1 protein-coding gene is annotated in these 1,552 nt (G+C 47.9%); it reads right to left on the bottom strand.

Annotation, left to right across the window (positions count from 1 at the left end; translation table 11 throughout):
* Positions 1-126: 126 nt before the first annotated feature.
* A complete protein-coding gene (locus TQ39_RS19805; protein ID WP_050006806.1) occupies positions 127-1,305 on the bottom strand; it encodes an IS110 family RNA-guided transposase in 1,179 nt (392 codons plus the stop codon).
* Positions 1,306-1,552: the final 247 nt, after the last annotated feature.

Below are 1,552 nucleotides of genomic sequence, written 5' to 3'. Positions count from 1 at the left end.
TTGGAGAGATTAACTATTAAAAGTCAACCTCAAGAAGTGAATGGTGGTGGTGAATATGAGATGGCGCAAAAAGGCATAGCAAAGCAGAGGCTCGCAGGAGCCCCGACACAGGCTAACAAGAAAACGCTACGCTGCTGAGGTGCAATACGGTCGCCCAGATTTCTCCATAGCAAAAATAAGACGAACAAGTTTCTTCGCGGCGTGAGAGATGGCAACGTTGTAGTGCTTTCCCTCTGTCCGCTTCTTGGCGAGATAAGCGGCAAAGATCAAGTCCCACTGGCAGACGTACTTGGTTGCGTTGTAAAGTGCATAGCGCAGGTATCGTGAGCCGCGCTTTTCCATATGCGGATAACAATTTTTGAGTTGCCCGGACTGGTAAGTTGAGGGAGACATCCCGGCATAGGCCAATAACTTGTCCGGGGATTCAAACCTTGAGAAGTCGCCAACTTCAGCAAGGATCATGGCAGCCATACGGAAGCCCATTCCGGGGATGGTGGTAATGGGAGAATGAAGCTCATCCATAATAGATTGGATTTGTTCTTCGATTTCAGCAATTTCATTATCCAGTTCACGGATGAGCCGGATAGTGTGCTGTAATTCAAGGGACTTGGCGGGCATCCAAGAACCAATAGAGTTTCTGGCAGCCTTTCGGATTTCAAGAGCCATATCCCGTTTGTAGCGACCTTTCGAGGCGGTTTCAAGAAGTGCTTTCAGCCGTGCCAAATGGGTTGCGGCAACCTGTTTAGCGCCAGGAAACTCCTCCAGCAGAGCGTACACAGAAGCAATATGCAGAGAAGGAACGAGTTTTTCCAGTTCTGGGAACAGGATGCAAACCAATCGGGCAATGGAACTTTTCAGCTTGGCACGCTCTTTCACCTTGTCAAAACGATATCTGGTAAGTGACTTTAGTTCCTCGGTGTGGTATGCCGTATCTGTGTAGGGGTTGAGGCTTGCATCGGATAACAACATAAACGCAATCGTTCGTGCATCCACCCGGTCGGTTTTTGTTTTTCGCAGACTGAGGCTCTTTCGGTAAAGGTTTGTACGCAAGGGGTTCAGGACATAGGTGGTTAGACCATTGTCAAGAAGAAAACCGAGCAGATTGTAGCTGTAATGCCCGGTTGCCTCAAGCCCTACCTTTATTTTGTCCTGTGTGCTGGTGCAATCCTGGATTCTTCGCAACAGACAGTGAAATCCGTTTATGGTGTTGGGGATAGTGAACACATCCGACAGAACTTCACCATCAGAAGTGACGATGAAACAATCATGCTTATCTTTTGAAACATCAATGCCAACAGAAACCATCATAACAAATACCTCCGACGAAAAATGTGATGCTTCATCCACAGAGCGCCTTACTTTTGTATCCTTGTTCCACATCAACCGTCTGGCGGTATTTAACTGATCAACAAAAGTGTAAGGGGCTGTGGTTGGAACCTCTCCAGAACCATCTTGTGGTAGGGGGAAATGCACCGATCCGCAGCATCCCTTACAGTGTAGCACAGCCCTTGGGGAGGGGCTTTAATAACTACGACTCTATAATACAAGGGGG

Source organism: Ruthenibacterium lactatiformans (assembly GCF_000949455.1).
In the GTDB taxonomy this organism is placed as follows: Bacteria; Bacillota; Clostridia; order Oscillospirales; family Ruminococcaceae; genus Ruthenibacterium; species Ruthenibacterium lactatiformans.
The sequence above is the reverse complement of the archived record's forward strand: the minus strand, read 5'-3'. Positions and strand labels throughout refer to the sequence as shown.

Bases quoted from the DNA above. Each gene is read 5' to 3' on its own strand.
- TQ39_RS19805 (WP_050006806.1), bottom strand. From the start codon at position 1,305: ATGGTTTCTGTTGGCATTGATGTTTCAAAAGATAAGCATGATTGTTTC.